Raw genomic sequence first — 18,335 nt, 5'->3', positions numbered from 1 at the left:
AATTTTCTCCCGCAGGTCTACTGAGTAGGGTTTCATCTGATTTTTTACTTTTATCTTCTCAACTACTGTACCAAACCGTTACACAAAGTGCTGTACTTTTTATTAAAAATAATAATAAATTCACCTTTTCCTTATATAAACATTAGATAAATAAATTATTATCAAACAATATTTAGATTTTTAATTTAAGTATAATGTTAAGCGGTTTAACGGATTTAGTAAGTTAATTTTACGAATATCATTGGAAATATAGTTATTACAATAATTTCCAACAAAAGCTTAACTATGAACTTACAAGACTTTGAAGCCCAGTACCGGGAAGCTATGGCTGAAACGCTCAATGAACTTCAAACCGCAGTTTTGCTATTAGCACAAGTACAAAACAAAATTTTAACAATTGGCACTTCTATACAAAATATTAGTGAGCGAGTTGAAGAGTTCATTGAAGATCAAAAAGCTGAATAAAGGTATGCCCAGCAAAAAATTTTATCTCTGGTGAAAAGCCAACTCTTCTTCAATTGTAAGCATAAGATCCTTGAGTTTGAGAGGTTTGACAAAATATCGACGTGCGCCCAAACTCAGAGCTAGTTCTTGATCTGCTTTAAAAGCAAAAGCTGAAACCACAAAGATCGGTATTTTTGACAAATCAGGTTTTTGCTGTACTTGTTTTAAGAGCGAATAACCGTCAATATCTGGCAACTTCAAGTCTAATAACATTAAATGTGGCTGAAATTTATCTATAGTTGAGAAAAAAGCAGATCCTTCTGATAAACTTTGGACATCGTACCCACAATAACTTAGATAGTCACTCAGTAACAACCTATTGAGATAATGGTCTTCAACTAGCAAAATTCGTCTAACTTGCTGTGAATGCAATGGCTGACCTACATTGAATAATTGTTCTGTCATTGCTACCTATTATCTGATTATCTTAAGTAAAAGGCAACGATTATTATCATGAACTATAACAGTAGTACATTTAACTGGTTAAACCAATAAGAAGTTAACTTATATAATCTAGTCAAAGATATTAATAAATTAAATTTAGCTGCACTACAGTACTTAATAATATAGGACTAGTATGTGATTTCTGAAAAGATCCGTAGGGGGTGTTAGCGACAGCGTAACGCACTAAACCATTGATGATGGTGCGTTACGAACTGCGTTCTAACACACGCTACAATATCTAATTTTGTTCAAAAATCAAATATGATTCCTATAGTATGTTTAAATGTGACACCAATCAAATATTAATCTTTTCTTTACTAGATTTTTACAATGTATACTATTAAATAAAAGAATTATTGTCAAAAGTGAACTGACTAATTTTTTTAGTGAAATTACTTAAGTAATACTACAAGTAATATTAGGCTAATTGCCCTTCATAGAAAAGTTTTCATCTGGATTTGAGGGTAAGTAATACTATTTCATGAAATTGATGTTACAAATATGTTGATAGTGGCAACAGATATATAGACCCTTACAAACAAACGATTCATTTTTTGTAACTATTATGGTGTGTTTCGCTACCCCACGGGATTGTTAATACACACCCTGCTTGTATTTCAAAAATTAAATATGAGTTCTACATATAAATCCGCTTTGATTTATGAACTTACTTGTGTGGTGCGCGAAGCAGTTAAGAGGTAAGAGTAAAGGGGAAAAAAGCTCTTTGAGTTGCACTGAGTTTTTTAAAAATCAAATATGAGTTATATAGGTGCAAGGAAATATTCATAAAAAAAGGGAGCTGTTAGCTCCCTTACTGATTTGTCGTTTTGAACCCGCAATCTTCTTAAATAGATGCTTTTTTAAATTTACGTTGTGTGGCAAAGACACCAGCAACACCCAACAGACCAAGTATTATTGATGGTTCTGGGACTTGCTTTATGTATCCAGGTGTCTTCCAAGTGTAATAGGCGCTGTAGGATAACTTGTCATCAGAGGCTGTAATTCCTGACACAGTGGGGTTAAAGCTGTAAGCGTAGTAGGTTTGACCACCAGTAGCTACCTTGGCAATTTCACTAACTCCGATTCCACCTTGGTAGGCCGTTAATGTGTCTTTGAAGGTGAGGAGGTCTTTGTATGATGTCAGTTGAGCTATTTGAGTTTGTAGCAATAGCTTCGTAGAAGCAGGAGTTAGAGGCGAGTTCAGCGTTAGTTGAAGTGTTGCAATCTTAGTTTGAACATTTAAAACACTTGGTTGAACCGAAAATAGTGATTTTACTCCTCCATCCCACGCTAGCTTCAGATTACTATTAATTGTATCTGAGAGTTTGGTCTTTACATCCAAGTCACCAACCAACTTCAGTTCTACACCGCCATTTTGACCGAATTGGAAACCACCAATGTTAGGATCTCCTATACCCAATGAAGGGAAAGAACTCGTTATTAATGATTGGGTACTAGCTGAAAACCCATTCCACACTGACTTAAATGGAGTATAGCTATTCAACAAATCACCCACCCATTGGGAACCAAAAATCTTCCAGTCATCAGCAGTGACACTGCTAACGGTAGCACTGTAGCTTCCTTGTGTGGCGGTGAAACCAACATTAGAAGTGGGGTTTTCGGTACTATACCAAAGCTCGACGTTAGAAGTGGCATCGTTATCTGTCAAAGCGTTGATGGCAGCGTTAGTACCACCTTGTGCATTCCCTCTAATGAAGGTACCATTTGAGCCACCAGTGTAAGTGTTAATTTCTCCTGTATTACCATTGAAGCTAAAAGATGTAGCGTGTGCTGGAGCAGTGGCAAGAGCGCTCACACCAATAGCTATTGAGGCACCAATTACAAGTTTTTGAAAAGTCATCTTCATTGTTTTCAAGTCTCTGTTAGTTTGGAAGTTAAGTTTTAAACTACTGCCGTTTTTAGGCTGGGCTGTCTTGACTACAAGCTTTTTGGCAATACGGCTGCTTGAAAACGCGACCTGCATTGTTAGCCATCTCTGGTAGCTTTGTTTACAAACCCAGTTTAAGAAATGGGGAGACCTGATTGGGTAAAGTTCCTGCTGATTATCAATAAAAAAATGAAGAATGTTTTTATGCTTTTATCCGTCTAATTACATATTTAATTAAAATTTGTTAGTTACAAAAAAATAGGACATTAATTTTAAGTTCAGTATTGTACGGTCATTTGTAGTCAACTTGATCCTCGGCGAAGGTCATTTGCGGCTATACAAACAAAGCCCAGCACCCTGGGCTAAGAGAAAATTAAGGTTTTTTAACCCACCTGCGCGGGTTTTGCCTTTGTAGATGTGGTTTCTAACTTTTAGATCCCTCATAGACTTTGCCGCCAAAAATCCTTGGCGTTCAGCTTAGGAAGAAATATTAATTAAGAAACTCAGCCATTCTTTCCACAGCAGTTTCTAACAAAGGTGGCTCATGTACTAAGGCAAAACGGACATACCCTTCCCCGAATTTGCCAAAGCCAGCGCCTGGAGAAACTGCTACACCAGTTTGTTTGACCAACTGAGTACAAAATTCTATGGAGTTTTGACTCCAAGGTGAAGGTAATTTTGCCCAGATGTACATTGTGGCTTTGGGAGTAGGAACATTCCAGCCAATGCGGTGTAAAGCAGTAATAAAAGCATCACGACGCTGCTGGAAGGTAGCGACAGCAGATTTTACCCCAACTTGAGGGCCAGTTAGGGCTGCGATCGCACCATTCAATATTCCTCGATACTGATTAAAATCAACGGCAGCTTTTACTTGGCGTAAGGCATTAATTAACTCAGCATTACCAATTGCGTAGCCAATACGGAAGCCGCCCATATTATAGGACTTGGAAAGGGTGAAAAATTCAATCGAGACGCTTTTCTCTGGATCGGCTTGGAGAATTGAGGGGACTAGGGACTGGGTATTGGGTATTGGGGATTGGGAAGAATTCATTGCCCAGTCCCCAATTTCCTCAAATACTAAATCTACGTAGGGGAAATCGTGAACTAGGGCGAGATTGTGTTGTTGACAGAAGGCGACAGCTTCTTGGAAGAAAGACAAAGGAGCGATCGCGGCGGTAGGATTGTGAGGATAACTTAATACCATCATCCGCGACTGTGCTAAGACTGGGGCTGGAATATCAGCAAACACTGGTAAGAAAGCGTTTTCTGCCTGTAATGGCATCGAGTAGATTTGACCGCTAGCTAGGTAAACTCCCCCAGCATGAGAGGGATAACCTGGATCGAGCAACAGAGCAAAATCCCCTGGATTGAGCAATGCTAGAGGTAAATGGGCTGTACCCTCTTGAGAACCAATTAGAGGTAGTACCTCAGTTTGGGGATCTACCTTGATGCCAAATTTTTGTTCGTACCAGTTGGCTGCGGCTTCACGAAACCCAAAGGTACCGTTAAACAACAGATAGCCGTGAGTACTGCGATCGTGGAGAGATTGGGCGATCGCGTCGATCACGTGTGCCTCGGCTGGTAAATCAGAAGACCCCAACGACAAATCGATTACTTGTTGTCCAGCAGCCAAAGCGATCGCCTTGGCTCTGTCCATATCAGCAAATACATTAGATTGCAGGGGTTGTAAACGCTTTGCAAATTGCATGTTAGTCATTAGTCATTGATCATTGGTCATTGGTCACTTGTACTCAGCGTTGCCGTTAGCGCAGCCTCTGCAAGAGTTGTATTAGTCAAATGACAAATGACTAATTACTATTTAAGTGCGTATCTAAGAGTTCGAGTAATTTATCTTTACCGATGACTCCCTCTGTTGATATCAAAACTTCCTGGCCTTGAAATAGTCTGAGGGCGGGGACACCTTCCACTTGGTACTGCTTAACAGTGAGTGGGTTAGGGTCAATTTCCATTTTCACGACTTTGAGGCGATCGCTATATTGGGTAGCAGCTGAACTAATCAGGGGCGACATCAATTGACAAGGCCCACACCAAGAAGCCCAAAAGTAAACTAATACAGGCTGTTCAGCTTTTAACACTTCTGTTTCAAACTCAGCATCGGTTATGGTGATTACAGCCTTACTCATTGCAGTCTCCATCAGGTGGCGATCGAAGTTGGCACACACAATACTTTATCTCAAACTAGTCAATAGTCCATAGTCAATAATTCATAGTTATTAAGACTGTGAATTTGAGATTTGAGATTTGAGATGTAAAATCCCACAGCCAACAGGCGTGGGACTAGCTCAAATAAGTTTTCTGGCAATTTTCTATAGTTGATCCAATTGCTTGCGTAAAGAATCCAACTCAGCATCAACCACTTCATTAGACTTAGCAGGAGTGGTTTCTTGCTGCGGTGGTAGTTGAGCTTGAGTGACTGGAGTCGCGGGTGGTAACATTTGCGCTTTCAAAGCTGCCAATTCATCATCAACATCGGTACTACCTTCCAACTGAGCAAATTGGCTTTCTAAATTTTCACCTGCTAACTCTCCTAGTGCCTGGGCCCGAGATTCTTGGATTAAGACTTTTTCTTCCATCCGCTCGAAGGCAGCCATTGCACTGCTGGTATTCATCCCACGCACCATCCCTTGGAGTTGCTCTTGGGCTTTGGCAGTGGTGATTCTGGCTCTGAGCATTTCTTTCTTGGTTTTAGCCTCAGAAATTTTGCTTTCCAGCTGGATTAAGTTGCGTTTGAGGGTTTCAACTTGAGTGCTTTGGGTATCTAAACTAGCTTTGAGGGCGGCGCTGGTGTCAGTATAAGTTTTTTTGCGCTCTAGAGCTTGTCGTGCTAGATTCTCATCACCTTTTTGTAGGGCCAATTGGGCATTGCGTTGCCACTTATTGATTTCATTTTGGGCATCATTGTACTGTTTCTCACTACGTTTTTGGGAGGCGATCGTCTGGGCTACTCCCTGACGCAGCTGCACCAAGTCTTCCTGCATTTCCAGGATGGCTTGTTCTAGCATTTTTTCGGGGTCTTCGGCTTTGTTAACCAGGTCGTTGAGGTTAGAACTAACTACTCGCTTAATGCGATCGAATAATCCCATAACTTTGTTTTTCCTTGTTTGGTTTACGCTTTTTGTTGGACAGTTAGCTTTTTTACTTTTTAATAGCTACCTATTTCAATGTAATCTTTCCGGCTGGAATCAGTACCTTCTAACAACTCTTAATTGTTAAGATATCTACAAAGTGGGGTAATTAGCCGAACTTCAAGAGTCTTGAGTTTTGGGTAACTGCTGTTGGAGAGGCTGTGCCGTGTTTTGCTTCTCCTCGGTAAGCAGATTGTTGTGTTGTGTATTTTCTGCGTGATTTAAAACCTGTACCTTCATCGCGGCTAATTCGGCATCCACATTATTAGTAGATTCCAAGGAAGTAAATTGTGTTTCCAAGTCGTCGCTACCGAGTTGAGCAATTGTTTCTGAATGAGCTTCTATTTGCAAAACTTTTTCTTCCATGCGCTCAAAGGCGCTCAGACTGCTGGTAGCAGAAACTCCGCCGAGCATTTCCTGGAGGCGAGAAGATGCTTCAGCAGAACGGGCGCGAGCAATATACATATCTTTTTTTGTTTTCGCCTCGGAAATTTTTAACTCTAGCGATCGCATATCCTTTTTTAGCCTAGCGACTATATCGTTTTGCTGCTCTATCTGAGAAAAGAGAGATGTAGTAGTTTCTTTATAAGCTTGGCGTTTAGTCAAAGCTTCGCGGGCTAGAGTTTCATTGCCTTGTTGTAAGGCCAATTGGGCGCGGCGATACCATTCTTCTGTTTGAGACTGGGCAGCCGCCGCCTGTCGTTGGGTGCGTTTTTGGGTGGCGATCGCTTGTGCTACACCCTGCCGCAATCGCACCAGATTTTCCTGCATTTCCAGGACAGTTTGCTCTAGAATCTTTTCTGGATCTTCTGCACCCGCGATCAAACTATTGAGATTAGCGCGAATCACCCGCAAGATTCGCTTGATTAATTCCATGTCGGCTCTCCATTCACGAAACTCAATACTGAGTGCTGTTAGCGGTAGCGGGGCGTTCAACCCGTGCTGTTATCTCATGGTATCGTAGATTTTTACAACTTATGGCTACTGAACTCGTGCCTTAATTCCCTTTGCCTGTAATAATTGCATCTGTTTTTGTACTTGATCTTTGGTCTTAAAAGCACCGAGATAAATCAATTCTTTGTTGGGTGATAAATAAGCATCGGGAATTACTTGCCTTGCTGAGGCAAAAGCCCCACCTTTATTTTCTATCACTACATGATAGAACCCATCTGTTGCTGGTTTGATTTCTGCATTCGGCTTTGGTGAGATTGTGGTTGACTTGGGTGAGGTTTTTGCTGTTGAAATGGGAGGCAAATTCTTCAGGGGAGGTAAGGGCTGTACCATCGGTACTGGTGCTAAAGAGATCGGATTTGCCGGTTTTAGGGCTGTGTTGGTTTGAGGCAATATCCCTTGAGAATTTACGGGGTTTTGGGGAACAACTGGATTAGGTACTACTGCGAGGCTTGGTTGGACTTTAGGTTGTAAGCCAACTAGATCATTAGGATCTCTCACATCAGGAAACTCTTGGGCAGCTAGATTCGGATACTTGGGTATAGATGTACTTGGGGGCTGGATCTTAGGTTGGACATTACTTCCAACTTCCTCAGTATTTGCTGGTGCGGGAGATGAATTTCCGTTAAACAATTTGCCTAAATTCCATTGTGATAAGCCTTTGGGATTGAACACTACATAACCCAAGGTAAGACTTGCTACTAGTAGTAGCAACATTGAGCCAATACCCAAAGGTGATAGCAGACTGTCGCTAGAATTACTTGGCTTCTTGGTTTCTGGTTGTTCTTCTGTCAGACTTCGCAGCAGTGCTTCACTAGATTCTAAGTAGTCATCTGGGTGCTTAGGGGTGTCATCTGACTGCAAGAGATTTTCGCTCTTAGCATCTTTAACGATTGTTGGCACGATGCTGCTACTAAAGTTGGGCGGCGGCGGTGGAAGTTGAGTTTGGATTTTAGCAAAATCGGGGGTGGAGGGCATATTGAAATTATTTAGTTCTTCGGTATTTGCAGTAGGTGGCGCTGGGTTCTTTTGAGAATTCACAGCCAAAGCTACAGAAGATACTGGTGGTACATCAATTTTTGCCGTAACTGGCGCTGGGGTTCCCTGATGATTCACGGGTACAGATGCAGGGGGCACGTTGGGTTTAATTTCTGTTGTTGATGACTGAGTTGTGCCCGATGTTGTCAGAATGGCAGTCAAGGGCTGGGCTTGACTGCTCATGTAACTGGCAACACGGCGCTGGTTCGATAACACCAAACCATTTCGCGTGCGTCGGTATCGAGCTAGCTCTTGATCTAGTGGTACTTCTAAACTTGCTAATGCTGCTGCTAGTACTGGTTTCAATCCAGATGTTTTAGACGATTGAGTACCGGAATCGTTCAGGGGGTTTTGAGTCATTGCCTCTGTGCCTCAAGCGTAGATTGTTGGAATTAACTTTAGATATATTTCTGACAATAGTAGCGAAAATTATTTAAATGGATAGATTGGGGATTGGGAATTGGGCATTGGTGATTCTTTCTCCCTCTGCTCCCTCACTTCCCCAGTCTCTAGTCCCCAGTCTTCAATCCCCACTTTGAATAATGTCGTTGAAATCAATTCATGATATTTTAGGCGTTCTAGAAAAGCAGGCTAAATGGCAGGAGCAACCATTTCAATACTTACTCAAGTGTTGGGCAGAAGTTGTTGGGCCAGGGGTTGCCGCAAATACTCGACCATTATCGATTCAGCGCGATGTTTTGTCGGTAGCAACTTCTAGTGCTGCTTGGGCGCAAAACCTGACTTTTGGTCGCACGTCTCTGCTTTTAAAGTTGAATAAAAAGCTGCCAACGCCTTTGGTTGATATTCGCTTCTCTACTGCTAGCTGGCAGAATCCATCTGTGGAGAGAAAACAGCAACAAACGGTTTCGCCCCACGAGCATCCCAGTTACCTTGGTGATGAAATTAGCCGCCCTGATGTTATACCCACCAAGGATGTAAATGCTGCTTTTGGGCATTGGACGAAGATTGTGCGATCGCGATCGCATGGCTTACCCCTTTGTCCTCAATGTGAATCTCCCACCCCACCCGGCGAACTCCAGCGCTGGGCAGTCTGTTCTATCTGTGCTGCTAAACAGTTTTAAAGAGAGTCAGTTCTGACTTCAATTGACAGCAAAATAGTTTAGCGATTATTCGTTGAGGAGAATTTTTCCTCAATTAATTTGCTTCTGCCATATAGAAAAGTTCTAATTATTGAGAAAATAATATGTTTTATGGCTAAAATATGTCGAGTGTGGTAATGAAAGCAGACTATTTATCTGTAATTATCTGCCTTAATCTATCCTTAAGGAGGAAGTTAAAAGGCTAGATAAATCAAAAGCTTTCGTTTTACTCTTGATCCCTAATAAGTTTTAACCAAAATCTATAGGTAAGCACTCTCTAAATTATTTAAAAATATAACAAGATTATAAAAACATCCTAAAGTTTACTTTATCGTCGGGATCGCTGAAACCTATAGAAAATAATGACTTTTTGGCTTTTATCCGTCTTTATATATAGAAGCAAAATATAAGAATGAAATTTAGCCGGAAACGGCACTAAAGATGAATCCAAATGAAACCTATTAAAGTTTTAGCATCTGCCTGTAGATATTGCCGTCATTACCAACCAGAGGGTCGCCGTGGCGGAGTGTGCCAGCAATTGGGAGCGCCAGTTCAAGCAACTTGGAAGGCTTGCTCTTTGGCGCTTCCACCTTTTGCACCTTCTTGGGAAACCTTGGAAGATGCCTGGACTTTGCCTGATGCAGCACCAGTTTTAGCTTGTTCTCATTCTGTAGCCTCAGATTTAGATAATGCTGCTCTTGTCCCTGTAGAAGAAATAACTGCCTCTATATATTCTGAACAGGCTAAGACTGAAGCAGTGTTTATTTAGCAATCTATTATTACTGAACCGATTTTGTAGTTTTCTTAAGATAAGATTCGTTTTTAAGATATTTAGTGCTTTAAATTTGACATGTATAAAAATCGCACCTCAAAAAAGGGTGCGATTTTTGCAATTTTAAGGTAGCCAAGGAAAAGAGCGAAAATCTGGTGGACGCTTTTCGAGAAAGGCTTGTTTGCCTTCAGACCCTTCTTCTGTCATGTAATAGAGTAGGGTGGCATTGCCAGCGAGTTCTTGTAAACCCGCTTGTCCGTCACAATCAGCATTGAAGGCGGCTTTAAGACACCGAATTGCGATCGGACTTTTTTCTAAAATCTCTTGCGCCCATTGAATACCTTCCGCTTCTAGTTGTTCTATTGGGACGACACAATTAATTAAGCCCATTTCTAGAGCTTGTTGTGCATCATATTGGCGGCAAAGAAACCAAATTTCTCTAGCTTTTTTTTGTCCCACGATGCGGGCGAGATAGCTGGCTCCAAAACCACCGTCGAAACTACCAACTTTGGGGCCAGTCTGTCCGAAAATGGCGTTATCAGCAGCGATGGTAAGGTCGCAAATTAAGTGTAGTACGTGTCCACCACCGATCGCATATCCAGCTACTAGGGCAATCACCACTTTCGGCATGGAACGAATCAGGCGTTGTAAGTCCAGCACATTCAAGCGGGGAATGCCAGTTTCGTCCACATAACCCGCATGTCCGCGCACACTTTGATCGCCACCCGAACAGAAGGCATATTTGCCATCAGTGTGTGGGCCATAACCCGTAAATAAAACAACGCCAATTCTAGTATCTTCACGAGCATTAGAGAATGCATCGTATAGTTCAAAGACAGTTTTGGGACGGAAGGCATTGCGTTTATGGGGGCGATTGATGGTGATTTTTGCAATGCCATCGTTTTTTTGATACAGAATATCTTCGTAGGTTTTGGCCGTTTCCCAGTTAATTTGCATTGGTATGGAGTGCGCTGTTGTGCTTGAGAATTTTATCGCGGACGTAGGGACATGCGATACCTGCGGTGGGCTACGCCTACGCTAAAATTGTTGTCTCAAGCCTTTACAATCTGTTAATTGTCTGGGTGTTGAGGAATAAAAATGCGACGTGACACCATCTTTTACAAATTATTTAAGCAATTTCCAGGATTGCTGTTTGAATTAGTAGATGAACCTCCTCCAGAAGCGGAAAACTACCAGTTTGAATCGGTTGAAGTCAAAGAAACAGCGTTTCGGATTGATGGAGTGTTTTTACCTCCTGCCGATGCAGTTTCCAAAACCGTCTTTTTTGCAGAAGTGCAGTTTCAGAAGGATGAAGACTTATATCACCGCTTCTTTAGTGAGTTGTTTTTGTTTCTCTACCGCAACTCGATTCGTTACGATGACTGGTTTGGAGTCATAATTTTTGCTTCTCGCAGCTTGGAACCTTCTTCCTCTTCGATTCACCGCGCTTTGTTAGAAAGTGGTCAAGTTAGGCGGGTTTATCTGGATGAGTTGGGGGATTTGCGAGAACAACCTTTGGGATTGGGTTTGATGTTGCTGACAAATGTGACTTCGGAAACGGAAGCAGTGGAAGGGGCGCGGTTTTTGCTGGAGCAAGCACGGCAACAATCTGAACAAGCGATAATTGATTTAGTTACGACGATTATCGTCTACAAGTTTTCTACCTTAAGTCGAGAGGAGATTCAAGCGATGTTAGGACTAAATTTGCAAGAACCACGGGCTATTCTGGAAGCGAAGCAAGAAGGGCGAGAGGAAGGAAAGGTTGTAGGACGAGAGGAAGGCGAAAGAACGATCGTTTTACGACTATTAAATCGCCGTGTAGGTCATATTCCTGATGCGCTTCTGTCCCAGATCCAAGGGTTATCGGTGGAACAGTTGGAAGCTTTAGGTGATGCTTTGTTGGATTTCTCTACTCTTGCTGATTTGCAAAGGTGGTTACAAGGTCAAGCAACAGGGTAAATTTCACGTAGAGAAAAAGGGCGATCGCAGTCAAATTCTCATAGCTACAAACCTTTGATGAATGTATTGCTGGAAGACACACGGGGCTATCAGGAAGCGCTGGAAGAAAGAGTGCGATCGCTCATCCTGCGACTGTTAAAACAGAAAATTTTGGCTGTTGACACTCGATCACAATCACCATTAGGGATAAAATAAGCAACCGTGCAGAAAGTTACGTTAAGGCTAATTTTCCTAAAAACAGAACTTAGTCATTATCTTTTGAACAGCCCGAAATCTTGATTATTTAGTTGAATGTCCATGCATATTACTCAGCGTCAAGAGCAATTTAGTAACGCTTATATTCGTGCTGTTGCAGCAGTAGCAGGTTATACCCTTTATAAACAAGAGGTAGATGATGACAGCATTGACTTGGGTATTGCAGCCAAAGGAGCTATTGGAACTATTCGCTCCCCCCATTTAGAATTACAGCTAAAAGCCCCTTTTAAGAGGAATGTAGTTGGTGCTACGAGTATGAGTTATCCATTAAAGAAAAAAAACTATGACGATTTAAGATATACTAATCTTTATATTCCACGCATTTTAGTTGTTGTTGTCTTGGCTGACGATCTAAATAGTTGGTTGTATCAGTGCGAAGAACAATTAGTTATTAAACATTGTGCTTACTGGACATCACTGCGAGGTGAAAAAGAATTACCTATTGGTCAAGAAACTAAGTCAGTGCGTTTATCAAAAGATAAAATATTTAATGTAGAAAGTCTACAAAAAATGATGGATATAATCTCAAATGGAGGTAATCCATGAAAGCAACTATACGAGATATTGACGTTCTTAAATCCATAAATCCACTAGAAGTTGCTAGCTATTTGGAAACTCAAGGTTGGAAGGAACAAAGGCAAATAAACGATATTGCATCTCTTTGGACATTAGAACTAGCTCAAGGAGACAATGTTGAAATATTATTACCTCTGAATCCTGAATTTCGAGATTTTTCCGCTCGGATGGGGGAAGTTTTACAAAATCTTGAAATTGTAGAAAATCGTTCTCAGTTAGAAATAATAACTAATCTTAAAACTCCACTAGCAGAAATTGTACAAATTTCAGTGAATCATTCAGAAATTATAAATGGGAGCATTCCTATATCTCAAGGAGTTCAATTATTTGAATCGGCTAAAAAGCTCATGTGGTCTGCTGCTTCATCTGCTGTACAACCTAAACCTTACTTTAAAGGAGGTTCATTTAGTGAAGTAACTGACTATATGCAAAATTTACGTTTAGGACATACCAAAGAAGGTAGCTATGTTTTAACTATTATTTCTCCATTAAAAGTTGACAATTATCAATCTTCAGATTGCTTTGAAAGAAAGGTTACTAGAACTCTATTTCAAGCTTTAAATATTATTAGTTCAGCTCACGAGCAAAAACTCTCTGAAAGAGAAAATGTTTTAAATAAAGCGATAGAAGAAGGAGTAAGTGCTAATCTATGTGATGCATTATCACACATGATAAATAATGATAATGATCCAAACCTGAGTTTTAATTTAACTTGTTCAAAAGCAATAGATCATCCATCTAATATTCCTTTAGAAATAAAATTAAACAAACAAGTTCTGTCTGTTATTACAGAAGTTAGGAATAAATTAAAATCTCGCAAAAATACTTTGGGTAGAAACCAAAAAGCTATCCTAATCGATACTATTGCATTGCCTTTATCTTCTAAACAAGAACTATTACACTCAACAATTAAAGGTTTAGTAATTAAGCTTGAATGGTTTGGTGGAGATGAAAAAGCAAAAGTTACTGTTATAACTATTATAGGAAATGAAGAGAAAGAGATAATTGTTGAAGTTAATCGTAGAGACTATCTAATTGCATTTCAAGCTAATTTAGATCAGCTACCAATAATATGCAATGGTCACTTAATTACAGAAAATGAATTATTAGTTTTGAGAGAAGTAGAGAATTTTTCTCTATCTCGAAAGAATGTTTAAATTCACTAAATATCAATAGTTTGTACTTACTTAGTCAGTGCTTATAATACTTGTTGTAAAGCACTTCCAAGTTCAATCCCACAAGCATTTCACCAAATGGGATAGTTAAATCGCAATATTGGCGGAAAACTTACTTAAATTATCCTGTCGCCACTTAGCATCTGCTTTACGATTTGTCTGCAACTCCAAAACCCGAATTCCTTTAGCTGTTAGTGGGTTTAATCTTTGCTGCAATTGCTCCCAAGTAGTAATCAATTCATGCTGCACATTATAAGTAACGCACAACTGAGCAAAATCAATATCCTGGGGTGTGCCAAAAAACTCTTCAAATGGTGGATCAAATTTGGCGATGGGTAACATTTCAAAAATACCACCGCCATTGTTGTTGATTAATACAATTGTGAGATATCCCACAAATTTATTGCGGATTAAAAAACCATTTGTGTCATGTAACAGCGCTAAATCTCCCGTTAACATCACACTACTTTGCTGGCGATGGGCAATTCCTAAAGCTGTGGATAATGTGCCATCTATACCATTTGCACCCCGGTTAAAGTGCGATCGCACTCCTAAGTTATTCGGCTTCCAAAAATACTCCACATCCCGCACAGGCATACTGTTACCAATAAACAGAGGTGTTCCGGGCGGTAAAATCTGAGAAATTAACCAAGCTGCTTTACTCTCAATGATTTCATCTATCTTCCCCATCGTCTGGTCAACAGCTAACCTAACCTTAGCTTCCGCATCACACCATTTCTTTCCATAGTCTGAGGATAAAGATAAATTCCTCTCTTCTACCTTGATGTCTTCTACAGATATCCGCAAATGCGTCGTCCTTCCATGCAAAGGGTCAAGGTTTTGATCGCTCTTGTCAATTACCCAGCGTCGTGGTTGCGTTGCATCTATCCAAGTACGTAGTTCTTTACTCGTAGGTATTTCACCCACCTGAATCACCATTTCGGGCGCTAGCTGCTTTGCTAATTGCTGATTTCGCAAAATCAGGTCATAAGTAGAAATCAAATAAGGGTTGAGTTCGGCATAATTTCTGACTGGGGAAAGTCCCTCAGCTAGCACTGGCCATTTGAGAGTTTGGGAAAGATGCGCGATCGCTCTACAATACTCTTCTGGTTGCGATGGTTGGGCAACACCTGCGATAATAATGCCGCGATCGCATTCTTTCCATTCTTGGGGAATGGGGAATGGGGCATAGGGAATGGGGCATGGATTTGCTATTCCTGCAAAAAAGTCTTCTGGGTGAAACTGCGATCGCAAATAGCTCAAGTCAATTCCATCAGGTACAGGCGCTAAGGGATCGCGAAAGGGAATATTCAAATGTACTGGCCCCTTTGTAGGAGTTTGCGTTCTTTCCCAGCTATGAATTACCGTTTGTCGCAGGTAAGCTAGCATTCCCAGATCGGCGGAGGGTAAGGCTAACTCTGTTTGCCAATTTGGGTAGTTTCCATATAATCTCAATTGATCTACAGTTTGCCCAGAGTGACAATCTCGCAATTCTGGCGGTCTATCGGTGGTTAATATCAACAGTGGTACGCGACTATATGAGGCTTCAATTACTGCTGAATAAAAATTTGCTCCTGCTGTACCAGAGGTACAAACTAATACCACTGCGCGTCCGGTTGCTTGAGCTTGTCCCAAGGCGAAAAAGGCGGCGGAACGTTCATCGAGAATGGAAATCGCTTCAAGTTCAGGTGCTTGTTGAGCAAATGCTACTGCTAAGGGTGTAGAGCGCGATCCAGGACAAACGATGGCACAAGTCAATCCCAATCGCTTTAGCGTCTCTGTTAAAATATAAGCCCAAAGTTGATTAACATTCCTATAAGCGATCGGCATTAAATCAAACATAGCTATAAAACAATCTTAAATTTTAGATTTTGTCTAGGGAAATTCAATTTAAAATCCATCAATGCGGTGTTGCGTTCCATCACCGCTACGCGAGTTTCTGGGAAAGAAAATCTCCAAGCAAACTTGCTCCACTTTCTACAAAATGCCCAATTTGCTCTCAAACTTTTATGGACTGCATTCATTTAACGGGAATTCGCGGCTATGGCTACACTGGGTATCTACCAGAAGAACAGGTGCTAGGACAATGGTTTGAGGTGGATGTGAGGTTATGGTTGGATATCTCCACAGCGGCCAAGACTGACGCGATTGAAGACACTTTAGATTATCGCAGCGTCATTAGCTTGATACAACATTTGATCAAAACGTCTAAATTTGTTTTGGTGGAGAAATTGGTAACAACGATCGCAGATTCTATCCTCCAAGAATGCAATCGTGTAACAAAAGTCCAAGTCACTCTCAGCAAACCTGCTGCACCTATTCCAGACTTTGGTGGCAAAATTAGCATTGAACTGACTAAAAGTAAGTCCAATCTCTAAAGCGCAAAATGTGTTTTTCTTCTCAATATCTATAAACTAGCAAAAACAGGGGGTTTCCGTGGAGTGTGGAAGTATCTCCCAAAGAGAATCTTTCCTACCATTCCCCCCCAGCACCTGTTTTTTATCAAAAAACTAAAAAATCACATAATCTACTAATGAGCATTTGATTTGTATATTTTCACTTCAAATCATTTATGATGAAATCTTAACCAAAAGCAATGAATAGTTCTAACTAATAATCTTTCATTCACAATTCAAAATTTAATACCAATTCTTTGTAAGACTGCATAAAATCAAGATTATTTGGTGAACCAAGGGGCAAAATTACCTGATTAGTTGTTAGTAGCATTCTAGTTAATGAATAGTATCATATCGCATACAACACACGATCTTAGTTGAAAAAACTAAGATCGTGTGTTGTATGCTGTGATTTAATTAATTTTTTTCTTGATTATTTTTTAAATAAATACTATACTTAATATTTATTTTCTCCAGAAAAAATATTGTATATTCTTGAAAATCAGTTTTTGCTTGATTGTAATTATCTTGATTGTAATTATATGGTAACTTCCATTTCTTGGAAATGGCATGATATCAACTGCATAGAATAATCAAAATAAGCTTTGACAAGCACAGAAACTATCGGAGGTTAATAACATGATGGTATTTCCTCATTAGTCAGTATCTATATCAAGCAATAACACAGGCTATTAAAAGATTGTTTATGATAAAATAATAACCTTTATATCGAGTTGACACTAACAGTAAAAATCTGAACCTTAGCAAACGGGTTATATTACTATGTTCGCCCGCAAAATCCTAGTTGTTGAGGATGAAAAAGTCATAGCCTCAAATATTAGAAAGAGTTTACAAAAATTAGGTTATTCAGTTTCAGAAATAACCAAGTCTGGTGAAGAAGCAATAAAAAAGGTAGCCGAAACTCATCCACATTTAGTATTAATTGACATCTGTCTAGCTGGTGAAATTGACGGTATACACATAGCAGATATTATCCAAAACCAGTTCCATCTGCCTGTAGTCTATCTAACAGATTGTTCGGAACACGAAACATTACATAATAATCAGCTAAGTGAGCCTTTTAGTTACATAGTCAAACCATTTATTGAAAGTGATTTACATTTTGCAATTGAAATGGCTTTGTATAAACATCAGAGCAAAAAGATATTATATGAAGAAAAACAGAGGCTAGCAGCAATTATTAACAGTATGGCCAGTGCAGTGATTGTAACTTATGCAAATGGTTGTATTCAAATGATGAATCCCAGAGCAGAACTAATCACTGGCTGGAAGCAAAATGAAGCGTTCGGTAAAGATTTAGTAGAAGTCATTAGCTTAGTTGACAAAGATGTAGGAGAAAAAATTCAAAATTTAGCCAAAGATGCAATCGAAGCAGGTGAAGTTTTCAATTTACCAGAAAACTGCACACTGATTGCCAAAGATGGCAAAGAGATAGCGATTGGGGACAATATTGCACCCATCCGCGATCGCGATGGTAATATTACTGGTACGGTTTTAGTTTTTCAAGATATCACCAAACGCAAGGAGACTGAGGCGGAACTGATCCGTAATGCGTTTTATGATGGGCTAACAGAATTACCGAATCGTGTTTTATTTTTAGATCGGCTCAGACAAACTATTGAACGTAGCAAACGCAGAAGCGATTATTATTTTGCAGTTTTATTTTTGGATTTAGATGGCTTCAAAGAGATTAACGATCGCTTTGGGCATGGAATAGGGGATGATTTTTTAGTAGCGATCGCTAGACGTTTAGAGTCGTGTTTGCGTGGTGGTGATACTGTAGCACGATTTGGTGGTGATGAGTTTACAGTTCTTTTGGAAGATATTAAAGATATTACCGACGCTACCAATGTTGCTAAACGGATTCAAGAATCCTTGCGATCGCCACTTAACCTGAATGGATATGAATTATCTACTACAGCTAGCATTGGTATTACTTGGAATTTTAGTAGTTATGAGGAGCCTGCAACTCTGCTACGGGATGCTGATATTGCTATGTACCGAGCTAAACGGCAGGGAAAAGCTACTTATGCCATATTTAGTTAATTAGTCTTTTCTAGTACCACTTAAATCAAATTACTACGATTTTCTTTACAACTTGTTAAAAGGG

Annotated in this window: 18 protein-coding genes; 9 read left to right on the top strand and 9 right to left on the bottom strand. The window is 40.1% G+C overall.

The window, feature by feature from the left end; genetic code table 11:
- The first annotated feature begins 285 nt into the window (after positions 1–285).
- Positions 286–465 carry a hypothetical protein gene (locus tag V7K55_RS15650; RefSeq protein WP_334832748.1) on the top strand — a complete coding sequence of 60 codons (180 nt, stop codon included), beginning with the start codon at positions 286–288 and terminating at the stop codon, positions 463–465.
- A gap of 21 nt (positions 466–486) precedes the next feature.
- Here V7K55_RS15650 and V7K55_RS15645 read toward each other — a convergent pair whose 3' ends face one another.
- From V7K55_RS15645 to V7K55_RS15615, 7 genes are all read right to left on the bottom strand, one after another.
- Entirely contained in the window at positions 487–909 is a 423-nt protein-coding gene (locus V7K55_RS15645) for a response regulator (protein ID WP_334832746.1), read from the bottom strand.
- An 883-nt stretch (positions 910–1,792) separates the two neighbouring features.
- The gene (locus V7K55_RS15640) at positions 1,793–2,815 is read right to left on the bottom strand and encodes an NF038130 family PEP-CTERM protein (protein WP_334832744.1); all 1,023 of its coding nucleotides are present in this window, start codon (positions 2,813–2,815) and stop codon (positions 1,793–1,795) included.
- 511 nt (positions 2,816–3,326) lie between these two features.
- Positions 3,327–4,544: an LL-diaminopimelate aminotransferase gene (locus V7K55_RS15635; RefSeq protein WP_334832767.1), complete on the bottom strand. Its 1,218-nt coding sequence runs from the start codon at positions 4,542–4,544 to the stop codon at positions 3,327–3,329.
- A gap of 100 nt (positions 4,545–4,644) precedes the next feature.
- Entirely contained in the window at positions 4,645–4,980 is a 336-nt protein-coding gene (locus V7K55_RS15630) for a thioredoxin family protein (protein WP_334832742.1), read from the bottom strand.
- A gap of 183 nt (positions 4,981–5,163) precedes the next feature.
- Positions 5,164–5,940 carry a PspA/IM30 family protein gene (locus V7K55_RS15625; protein ID WP_334832740.1) on the bottom strand — a complete coding sequence of 259 codons (777 nt, stop codon included), beginning with the start codon at positions 5,938–5,940 and terminating at the stop codon, positions 5,164–5,166.
- A 162-nt stretch (positions 5,941–6,102) separates the two neighbouring features.
- Positions 6,103–6,858 carry a PspA/IM30 family protein gene (locus V7K55_RS15620; protein ID WP_334832765.1) on the bottom strand — a complete coding sequence of 252 codons (756 nt, stop codon included), beginning with the start codon at positions 6,856–6,858 and terminating at the stop codon, positions 6,103–6,105.
- 105 nt (positions 6,859–6,963) lie between these two features.
- Positions 6,964–8,331 (bottom strand): hypothetical protein, encoded by a 1,368-nt coding sequence (locus V7K55_RS15615; protein WP_334832738.1) that lies wholly within the window; start codon positions 8,329–8,331, stop codon positions 6,964–6,966.
- Positions 8,332–8,513: 182 nt separating this feature from the next.
- Here V7K55_RS15615 and V7K55_RS15610 point away from each other — a divergent pair, with 182 nt between their 5' ends.
- Positions 8,514–9,053: a DUF721 domain-containing protein gene (locus V7K55_RS15610; protein ID WP_334832736.1), complete on the top strand. Its 540-nt coding sequence runs from the start codon at positions 8,514–8,516 to the stop codon at positions 9,051–9,053.
- Positions 9,054–9,522: 469 nt separating this feature from the next.
- Positions 9,523–9,840: a hypothetical protein gene (locus V7K55_RS15605; RefSeq protein WP_334832734.1), complete on the top strand. Its 318-nt coding sequence runs from the start codon at positions 9,523–9,525 to the stop codon at positions 9,838–9,840.
- 126 nt (positions 9,841–9,966) lie between these two features.
- On the opposite strand, the gene menB is transcribed toward V7K55_RS15605, so the two are convergent.
- Positions 9,967–10,800 carry a 1,4-dihydroxy-2-naphthoyl-CoA synthase gene (gene menB / locus V7K55_RS15600; RefSeq protein WP_334832732.1) on the bottom strand — a complete coding sequence of 278 codons (834 nt, stop codon included), beginning with the start codon at positions 10,798–10,800 and terminating at the stop codon, positions 9,967–9,969.
- 141 nt (positions 10,801–10,941) lie between these two features.
- On the opposite strand from menB, the gene V7K55_RS15595 reads away from it, so the two are divergent.
- From V7K55_RS15595 to V7K55_RS15580, 4 genes are all read left to right on the top strand, one after another.
- Positions 10,942–11,802 carry an Rpn family recombination-promoting nuclease/putative transposase gene (locus tag V7K55_RS15595; RefSeq protein WP_334832730.1) on the top strand — a complete coding sequence of 287 codons (861 nt, stop codon included), beginning with the start codon at positions 10,942–10,944 and terminating at the stop codon, positions 11,800–11,802.
- A gap of 57 nt (positions 11,803–11,859) precedes the next feature.
- Positions 11,860–11,997, top strand: coding sequence for a hypothetical protein (locus V7K55_RS15590; protein WP_334832728.1), 138 nt, complete (start codon positions 11,860–11,862; stop codon positions 11,995–11,997).
- Between the two features lie 102 nt (positions 11,998–12,099).
- A complete protein-coding gene (locus V7K55_RS15585; protein ID WP_334832726.1) occupies positions 12,100–12,603 on the top strand; it encodes a DUF4365 domain-containing protein in 504 nt (167 codons plus the stop codon).
- Positions 12,600–13,790, top strand: a complete 1,191-nt coding sequence (locus V7K55_RS15580; RefSeq protein ID WP_334832724.1) for a hypothetical protein — start codon at positions 12,600–12,602, stop codon at positions 13,788–13,790. Before V7K55_RS15585 ends, V7K55_RS15580 begins: the two co-directional genes overlap by 4 nt.
- A 105-nt stretch (positions 13,791–13,895) precedes the next feature.
- On the opposite strand, the gene menD is transcribed toward V7K55_RS15580, so the two are convergent.
- Positions 13,896–15,650 carry a 2-succinyl-5-enolpyruvyl-6-hydroxy-3-cyclohexene-1-carboxylic-acid synthase gene (menD, locus tag V7K55_RS15575; protein ID WP_334832722.1) on the bottom strand — a complete coding sequence of 585 codons (1,755 nt, stop codon included), beginning with the start codon at positions 15,648–15,650 and terminating at the stop codon, positions 13,896–13,898.
- 167 nt (positions 15,651–15,817) lie between these two features.
- Between menD and folB the strand changes: the two genes are divergently transcribed.
- Positions 15,818–16,186, top strand: a complete 369-nt coding sequence (gene folB, locus V7K55_RS15570) for a dihydroneopterin aldolase (RefSeq protein ID WP_334832720.1) — start codon at positions 15,818–15,820, stop codon at positions 16,184–16,186.
- An 801-nt stretch (positions 16,187–16,987) separates the two neighbouring features.
- Positions 16,988–18,271, top strand: coding sequence for a GGDEF domain-containing response regulator (locus V7K55_RS15565; RefSeq protein ID WP_334832718.1), 1,284 nt, complete (start codon positions 16,988–16,990; stop codon positions 18,269–18,271).
- The last annotated feature ends 64 nt before the right edge of the window (positions 18,272–18,335 follow it).

The sequence above is a fragment of the Nostoc sp. genome, from assembly GCF_036919895.1.
Lineage (GTDB): Bacteria > Cyanobacteriota > Cyanobacteriia > Cyanobacteriales > Nostocaceae > Nostoc.
This window is presented reverse-complemented; position numbering and strand designations above follow the sequence as displayed.